This is a genomic window from Dickeya zeae NCPPB 2538 (assembly GCF_000406165.1).
In the GTDB taxonomy this organism is placed as follows: domain Bacteria; phylum Pseudomonadota; class Gammaproteobacteria; order Enterobacterales; family Enterobacteriaceae; genus Dickeya; species Dickeya zeae.
Genome location: NZ_CM001977.1, coordinates 2,375,305 through 2,382,523 on the forward strand (window position 1 = coordinate 2,375,305; position 7,219 = coordinate 2,382,523).

Genomic DNA, 7,219 nt, shown 5'->3' on the forward strand with positions numbered 1-7,219 from the left:
CCCCTAGCCTGGCTGGGGGATTTTCTATAGACAAAAAAACAGGCTCCCGCAGGAGCCTGTTTTCATCACCAGGAATTACGCCAGGTCTTCGTTGTACTGAGGTACCGGCTGGCTGAAACGGCGTGTTACGAATGCCAGATAAAGCAGGCCAATCGCTGCCCACACCAGTCCCAACGTCATGGATGTACGCTCCAGATTCAACCACAACGCACCTACCGTCAGCGCGCCCATGACCGGTAGAACCAGATAGTTCACCGTATCCTTCAGCGTCTTATTACGGCGCTCACGGATGTAGAATTGGGAAATCACCGACAGGTTCACAAAGGTAAACGCTACCAGCGCGCCGAAGTTGATCAACGCCGTCGCGGTAACCAGATCAAACGAAATCGCCGACAGTGCAATCACGCCAACCAGCAGTACATTCAATGACGGTGTACGCCACCGGGGATGCACATAACCGAAGAAACGCTCAGGGAACACGCCATCGCGGCCCATCACGTACATCAGGCGTGAAACACCAGCATGCGCTGCCATGCCAGACGCCAGCACCGTCACGCAGGAGAAAATCAGAATACCGAACTGGAAGGCTTTGCCTGCCACATACAGCATGATTTCAGGCTGTGACGCATCCGGGTGCTGAAAACGCGAGATATCCGGAAAGTAGAGTTGCAGGAAGTAAGACACCACAACGAAGATCACCCCACCCAACAGGGCTGTCAGGAAAATCGCCTTCGGAATCACGCGACCGGCATCTTTGGTTTCTTCAGACAACGAGCTGATCCCATCGAAGCCGAGGAATGAAAAACACAGAATCGTCGCCCCCGTAATCATTGGGACTACGTGAGCGTTATCTGACCAGAACGGACGACTGCTAGCCAGTGTACCAGCCCCTTCCCCCTGAGACACACCGTAAATCACCATCCCAGTGATGACCACCATCACAGCAACCTGCAGTACCACTATCAGGCTGTTGAAGTTGGCGACGGTTTTGATGCCACGCAGGTTGGATAACGTCATGAACCCTACCAGCAACACGACAAAAATCCACGATGGGATACTGGGGATCAACGTTTCAAAATAGATTTTTGCCAGCAGGATATTGATCATCGGCATGAACAAATAGTCCAGCAACGATGACCAGCCCACCATGAAGCCTACTGTTGGGCTAATGGCTTTCTGGGCATAGGTATAGGCCGAACCGGCCGACGGGAAACGACGCACCAGTTTGCCATAGCTGAGGGCGGTAAACAGGATAGCTATCAATGCAAAGGCATAGGCCGTCGCGACATGGCCATCTGTCAACCCAGAAACGATGCCGAAAGTATCAAACAGCGTCATCGGTTGCATGTAAGCCAGTCCCATCATTACCACTGGCACCAGCGTCAGGGTCTTACGCAGTTGTACACGCGATGTGGAAACCGTGGAATCAGTTGTCATGACGCAAACCTCCTTTACCGATAGCCGCCATCACCCATGAATTCATCGCCAATGGCAACGTAGCACAATGATGTTTCAGGTAACTGGACGTGGTCGCACGAACGAGGTCGCTGTAACCGAGGTGAGCATGAGCAGCAGACACGCCGCCCGTTACAAAGTCTGCCCAGATAGCATCTTTGCCGCTGCGTTTACAGCACCAGCCGGCGGGCACCGGCTCAAAAACAACTGATTGCCCCATTGTCTCTCTCTATTCACTCTGCGCAGCCTGTATGGCATGCGTGTTACTGATATCTATCCGGAACCATCAACAGCGCCGGCCTCTTGATGAAATACAAAAAAATAACCGACGCGATAACGGTGCGTCGGTTTTTCAGGGCGCGTATTTTGCCCCAGCTAGCAATTTGAGACAAGACCTGTTATGTCAATCGCGTGCGACTTGTGCACACTCATCAGGCCTGATGTTCGTTAATCAACGCAGGCGTTTGCGTTTTTCGTTCTGATCCAACTCCAGCTCAGTAATAACCTGCTGTAATCCACGCTCCTGCACCGCACTTAACGTCGGGAATTTGAAGCTCAGGCGCTCTATTTGTTTGACCTCGCCTTTACTGTCGACCACTTTCGTGGTGGCATGATTAACAAATTCCATATCCAGACAAAACTGTCCGTAACTGGCGAGATCGACATCGACGTTCTTCAATATCATCCCCGGCTCAAACAGCCTTACCAGGCTTTGTTCATCGGTGTACATGCACAGACCACCCAATGACAGATCCTTCAGGTTAAATTCAAAATAGGTGCTGTCAGGTAATTCCCCGCGACAAACCATCGGTGGCCAGGCTGGTGAATTAATGCGGAAAAAATTACGGCGCTGGATATAGTACAGCACGTCAGGTATCGCCGCGCAGAAAGCAGGCAAGTCGTCATGTTCAACCGTGCGGGTAATCGCAGTACGAAATTCAACTTTGGCACCCGCCGTTTCCGCCACAAAGCCAAGTTCGCCAGCAAACAACGCCCGGCTGTTTTCACGCTCCAGCGCGCCAAGGTCAAACAGGAACTCTTCCTCGTCCGAATCGACCTCAAGGATCTTACTGATGAATTGGCCATGTGTGTGATACACCATTACAGTGGCGTCCTGCTTTTGCAGTCCGCGCAATGTGGCGCAAATAGCCATTTTGCCGCGCCTGGCGTACTGTTCTTTCATATTGTCATCCACTACATCCATCCCCACCGTCAATTGAATGGTTAATCCGTTATTCAGTGTCCCAGACCCCCTGGATACGACATGGCACTAGTATCGACATGGTTCTCGTCAACTTTAGTGTTTTATCAATTCATTAGCTTATATACCCACCCTCTATCGCGTTGCCAATACGTCAGTCCGGTTTCTTACGTCTTTCCATAAACCTGCTCAGGGGTCAACGCACACAGTCATTCAATAATCAGCTATTCAGTAAGCCGTTATTCAACACCTGTTATTCACCTATCAGTTATTCAATAACTGCAAAAACCGCCAATGTCCTGAAACACAAATAGTGAAATATATATGGCGGACACGGAATCTCCGGCACGCACAATGCCCCGCCAGCGCGAGGCACATTTCATGAGAGGCACACATTCATGAAAAACAGGAGGGACTGTTAGTCAATAATAGACGAGGTTTAGGCGGCAGGATAGTGTGAAAGTAACCAGGTCAGCGCGAGTAGGTCAGCGCTACCGCCAGGGCTGATATTACGCTCAACCAACGCACGGTTCATTTCCTGTAAGCCCTGATGCGTTACACCGTCAGACAGTAACGTGCGTGCATATGCCTGTACGAATGCCAATCCGTCCATTCCACCACGGGAAACGACATTGGTATCCGGGTTGTTGGCCATTAACACCACCAGTGCCTGCAATAAAGCGGATTCATCGTCTTTACCCTGTGCACGAGCACGGAGGTAAGCAGGTAGCGCATGCTGACGTGCAGTAGCAAACCCGCTGGCAGCCTCGCCCCGTGCGCCGGTCAAACCGTGGCGCCGAAACAAAAACTCACCCGCTGTCGCCGTATGCTGACTGTTCTCGAGCTCATTGCGAACCAAATCGGCACTCATCTGCGCCACGCCCTGACATAGGGTGTCCTGCGTCAACGGTCGTCGGCGCCCAGCCAACCAGCCCGCTGCACTGCACAGCAGCCCAAAGGCAAAGATACCGCCCTTGTGGGTATTTACGCCGCCTGTCGCCGCCAGCATTGCCTGTTCCGCAGCAATACCAATCGGCCGCACCTGGGATAAGAGCTGGGTTATCGGCAACATACTATGAGCCATTCCGGCTTCGGTAAAACGGGCAAACCACGGACTAAGGGCAGCGATACTGGCCTGAAATAACCGCACATCCATATCGCGATGCGCGCCATTATTATCCCTATCCACCAGACCGGGTTTTGGCGTCAACATCACTTCAACCGTCAATGCAGCGACCACACGTTGGTGAATATCAGGAAAGGCCACCAGCGCACCGGTGGCATCGGGAAATAGCGTAGTCAGTAATGGAGAAGCAACAACTGATTCAGTGGGCGTTAAACCAGGCATGGAGGATACTCTCGATTTTTTCAATCACATCCGGTAATGCATGGCGGCGCGAACGCGCGCAGGCATGAGCCGATTCCTCACAGAGTATACACCGACGAGGTTCGTGCGCCAGCAATGTTCGGCTGACCGACCCGGCCTTCGGACAGAACACGTCAAAATCCCACAGCCGTCCCAGCGGATGCTGCTCTTCCAGCGCAATCGCCGCCGCCTTCACACTCAGCGCATCCTTGGTTATCACCCAGAACGCCTCCGCCCCCGTCTCCAGCCAGTGCAGCTGCTGCGCCGGCACCCCCCATCCCCGGGCCAGACACAGGTCGTTGAACGCCGCCACCGCGGCCCCCATCGCCCGCCGGTACAGCGCCGAGTCCTTCACCGCACCCGGCGTCACCAGCGTCAGCGACACCACCGTCGCGTGGTGCAACGCCAGCAGCTGCTGCTGGCGTGCATGGCGGCGCTCCTTCGCCGCCAGCAGACTGTCCAGCGAGACGCCGACCGCAGAGCCTGTCGCTGCCTCGCTCACGCGTTGTCCTCTTTCACCTGACGCACCACGTCGATCACGCTGCCGTCACGGTAGCGGATCACCCCCACGATACGGTCGTGGAATTCAATCGCCTTCGGCTCGCCCACCAGCGCTATCGCCCGCTGGTACAGCTCCTCGATAGGCATCACGCTCAGCCCGGCCTCGGTCAGCCGCGCGGCTACTTCCGGGCGCGCCGGGTTCACCGCGATACCGTGGTCCGTCACCAGCACGTCTATCGCGCTGCCCGGCGTCACGCAGGTGGTCACCTGACGCACCACCGTCGGGATACGGCTGCGGATCAGCGGCGCCACCACGATGGTCAGGTTCGCCGCCGTCGCCACGTCGCAGTGCCCGCCCGACGCCCCGCGCATCACCCCGTCGGAGCCGGTTATCACGTTCACGTTGAACCGGGTGTCGATTTCCAGCGCACTCAAAATCACCACGTCCAGCTGGTCGCAGCACGCCGCCTTGGCGCTCGGGTTGGCGTACACGTTGGTCGAGATTTCCACGTGTTTCGGGTTTTTCGCCAGCGAGGCTGCCGCGTTGGCGTCAAAGCACTGGGTGTCCAGCAGCGTCTCTATCAGCCCCTTCTCGTGCAGGTCGACGATGCTGCCGGTAATGCCGCCAAGCGCAAAGCGCGCCGTCACCCCCTGCTTGTGCATCCGGTCTTCCAGAAAACGGGTACAGGCGGTCGAGGCCGCGCCGGAGCCGGTCTGGATGGAAAAGCCCGGTTTGAAGTAGCCGGAATGGGCTATCACGTCCGCCGCCCGGCGGGCTATCAGCAGCTCGCGCGGGTTGCTGGTCACGCGCGCCGCCCCCACGCTGATTTTCGCCGGGTCGCCCACTTCCTCCACCGGCACCACGAAGTCCACCTGGTCCTGCACGATGCTGGCCGGCATGTTCGGGAACGGCACCAGGCTTTCCGTCAGCAGCACCACCGTCTTCGCGTAGTGCGCGTCCACCATCGCGTAACCCAGCGACCCGCAGCGCGATTTCCCCGACGTGCCGTTGGCGTTGCCGAATTCGTCGCTGCTCGGCACCCCGAGGAACGCCACGTCTATCGTCAGCTCCCCGCTCTGCAGCAGGTGCACCCGCCCGCCGTGCGAGTGGATGTGCACCGGCTCGGCCATCAGCCCGTGCGAAATCGCGTCCGCCAGCTTGCCGCGCATGCCGGAGGTGTAGATACGGCTAATCACCCCGTTGCGGATGTGCTCGATCAGCGGCGCGTTGCAGGTCATCAGCGAGCTCGACGCCAGCGTCAGGTCCTTAAAGCCCAGCCGGGCCAGCGTGTCCACCACGTGGTTGATCACCTTGTCCCCTTCACGGAACGCGTGGTGGAACGAAATCGTCATCCCGTCCTGCAGCCCGCTCTTGCGGATGGCCTCCTCCAGGTCGGCACACAGCTTGCGCCGGTGTTTTTCGGTGACGTCATCCAGCCAGGGGGTACGGTGGTTGGCACTGACGAACGGGTGCAGCGGACGTTGTTCCGGGTATTGCTTCTGCAGTGCTTCAATAAAGTTACTCATGCTCTCATCCTGTCATTGCGACGGCCCGCCGGGGCGTGCTCCCGCCACCGGCCGGCCCGTGCAGAATCTGTCGGTTAACCGGGCCGTGCCTACTGGCGCACGCCGGAGGCCCGTGCACGCTCCACCACCTGGCGGGCATGGTTGATAATCGGGCCGTCGATCATTTTTCCGTTCAGCGAGATGACCCCCAGGCCGGCGCGCTCGCCCTCTTCCGCCGCCTTAATCACCAGGTGGGCGTAGTCCACCTCGTCCTGGGTCGGCGCGTAGGCGTTGTGCAGCAGTTCAATCTGCCGCGGGTTGATCAGCGACTTGCCGTTGAAGCCCAGTTTGCGGATCAGCTCCACTTCCTTCAGGAACCCCTCTTCGTCGTTGACGTTGGAGTACACCACGTCAAACGCGTCGATACCGGCGGCACGGGCGGCATGCAGCACCGCACAGCGGGCGTAGAACAGCTCGGTGCCGTCCCCGCGCTCGGTCTGCATGTCCATCACGTAGTCGAACGCCGCCAGCGCGATGCCAATCATGCGCTCGGACGAGCGGGCGATGGACACCGCGTTAATCACCCCGATCGCCGACTCGATGGCCGCCATGATGCGGGTGGAGCCGACTTCCCGGCCGCAGGCCTTCTCGATGCGCGCCAGGTGGTGCTCCAGTTCGTCGACGTCGTCGGTGGAGTCGGTCTTCGGCAGGCGGATGACATCCACCCCGCCGCGCACCGCCGCTTCCAGGTCCTTGAGCCCGAACGGGGTGTTGAGCTGGTTGATGCGCACCACCGTCTCGATATCCCGGTACATCGGGTGCTGCAGCGCATGGAACACCAGCAGGCGCGCGGTATCTTTCTCGCGCAGCGACACCGCGTCCTCCAGGTCGAACATGATGGAGTCCGGCTGGTAGATGAAGGCGTTGGACAGCATGGCGGCATTGGCGCCCGGCAGGAACAGCATGCTGCGGCGCAGTTTTTTCGGTTGCGTGGTGCTCATCACAGTCTCTCCCAGTCAATCTGTTCCACATCGGCGGCACGCAGCACGGCGCTCTGCACCCGGGCCCGGATGACGCAGTCCAGCGCCCCCTTGTCTTCCACCACCACGGTGCCGGACTCGACGCCCAGCGCACTCAGCGTGTCGTTCACCACCCGGGTGATCTGTGCGCCAAACTGCTTGATGACTTCG

Annotated in this window: 8 protein-coding genes; all 8 read right to left on the reverse strand. The window is 58.0% G+C overall.

Annotated features, from left to right (window positions below):
• Nucleotides 1–75 precede the first annotated feature (75 nt).
• Complete coding sequence (locus DZE2538_RS10360) at nucleotides 76–1,437, reverse strand: APC family permease (RefSeq protein WP_012884921.1); 1,362 nt, start codon at nucleotides 1,435–1,437, stop codon at nucleotides 76–78.
• Nucleotides 1,427–1,675 (reverse strand): hypothetical protein, encoded by a 249-nt coding sequence (locus DZE2538_RS10365; RefSeq protein WP_038916277.1) that lies wholly within the window; start codon nucleotides 1,673–1,675, stop codon nucleotides 1,427–1,429. The genes DZE2538_RS10360 and DZE2538_RS10365 overlap by 11 nt, the downstream gene beginning before the upstream one ends.
• Nucleotides 1,676–1,906: 231 nt before the next feature.
• On the reverse strand, nucleotides 1,907–2,659 hold the full coding sequence (locus DZE2538_RS10370; RefSeq protein WP_023639823.1) for a flagellar brake protein: 753 nt from the start codon (nucleotides 2,657–2,659) through the stop codon (nucleotides 1,907–1,909).
• A gap of 436 nt (nucleotides 2,660–3,095) precedes the next feature.
• Nucleotides 3,096–4,004, reverse strand: a complete 909-nt coding sequence (gene citG, locus DZE2538_RS10375; RefSeq protein WP_038916278.1) for a triphosphoribosyl-dephospho-CoA synthase CitG — start codon at nucleotides 4,002–4,004, stop codon at nucleotides 3,096–3,098.
• Nucleotides 3,982–4,524, reverse strand: a complete 543-nt coding sequence (citX, locus tag DZE2538_RS10380) for a citrate lyase holo-[acyl-carrier protein] synthase (protein ID WP_038916279.1) — start codon at nucleotides 4,522–4,524, stop codon at nucleotides 3,982–3,984. Before citX ends, citG begins: the two co-directional genes overlap by 23 nt.
• Nucleotides 4,521–6,050 carry a citrate lyase subunit alpha gene (citF, locus tag DZE2538_RS10385; RefSeq protein ID WP_038916280.1) on the reverse strand — a complete coding sequence of 510 codons (1,530 nt, stop codon included), beginning with the start codon at nucleotides 6,048–6,050 and terminating at the stop codon, nucleotides 4,521–4,523. Before citF ends, citX begins: the two co-directional genes overlap by 4 nt.
• A gap of 89 nt (nucleotides 6,051–6,139) precedes the next feature.
• Nucleotides 6,140–7,030: a citrate (pro-3S)-lyase subunit beta gene (citE, locus tag DZE2538_RS10390; RefSeq protein ID WP_038916282.1), complete on the reverse strand. Its 891-nt coding sequence runs from the start codon at nucleotides 7,028–7,030 to the stop codon at nucleotides 6,140–6,142.
• Nucleotides 7,030–7,219: citrate lyase acyl carrier protein (gene citD / locus DZE2538_RS10395; RefSeq protein ID WP_038916283.1), on the reverse strand; the 190-nt coding region annotated here is incomplete at its 5' end. The genes citE and citD, both read right to left, overlap by 1 nt.